Consider the following 809-nt stretch of genomic DNA (forward strand, 5'->3'; position numbering starts at 1 on the left):
AGAAAAAAGAAGGGGGTTCGGGGGAATTCATTCCCCCGACCTTCGACTCGATTGACAGCGCGGCTTGGGCCCCTTACACGCGCCCGCTCTAAGAGGGTACCCCGATGAAGATCCGTAACAGCCTGAAGAGCGCCAAGACGCGCGACAAGAACTGCGTTGTGGTTCGCCGCCGCGGCCGTCTGTACGTGCTCAACAAGAAGAACCCCCGCCTGAAGGCGCGCCAGGGCTGAGCCCCGGCCGCATTCTGCGGAGACTTCCGAAAAACGCTGCCCTGGTGCGCACCGGGGCAGCGTTTTTTTGTGCCTGCTTGCTGGCGGGCGGGCGGGGGGTCATGGTTCGGGCAGGGAGTGCGCGGACATGATCGAATTGCCGAGGCCGGATCCGGCCGTGCTGGCGCGGCGGGCGGATATCCTGGCGGGGCTGCGGGCGCTGGTGCCGGACGGGCCGCTGGGCCAGGGGGTGATCGGCGACGCCGTGCGGCTGAAGGCCTATGAGACGGACGGGCTGTCGGCCTATCGCCAGCCGCCGCTGGCCGTGGTGCTGCCGACCAGCACGGAGCAGGTCGCCGCCGTGCTGCGCTTCTGCCACCAGAACAACGTGCGGGTGATCCCTCGCGGCGCGGGCACCAGCCTGTCGGGTGGCGCGCTGCCGCTGGAAGACGGGGTGGTGATCGGGCTGATGCGTATGAACCGCATCCTGGAGGTCGACTATGCCGACCGGCTGGCGGTGGTGGAGGCGGGCGTCACCAATATCGGCATCACCCAGGCCGTCGCCGGCGACGGCTTCTTCTATGCCCCCGATCCGTCGAG

General features: G+C 68.1%; 2 protein-coding genes. Both read left to right on the plus strand.

The genetic code is table 11. The features are described from left to right. The first annotated feature begins 104 nt into the window (after positions 1-104). The gene (gene ykgO / locus BKE38_RS29495; RefSeq protein ID WP_076960648.1) at positions 105-230 is read left to right on the plus strand and encodes a type B 50S ribosomal protein L36; all 126 of its coding nucleotides are present in this window, start codon (positions 105-107) and stop codon (positions 228-230) included. Positions 231-357: 127 nt separating this feature from the next. Then, positions 358-809: FAD-binding oxidoreductase (locus BKE38_RS29500; RefSeq protein ID WP_131829804.1), on the plus strand; the 452-nt coding region annotated here is incomplete at its 3' end.

Source organism: Teichococcus deserti (assembly GCF_001982615.1).
GTDB lineage: Bacteria > Pseudomonadota > Alphaproteobacteria > Acetobacterales > Acetobacteraceae > Pseudoroseomonas > Pseudoroseomonas deserti.

Bases quoted from the DNA above. Each gene is read 5' to 3' on its own strand.
- ykgO (WP_076960648.1), top strand. From the start codon at position 105: ATGAAGATCCGTAACAGCCTGAAGAGCGCCAAGACGCGCGACAAGAAC.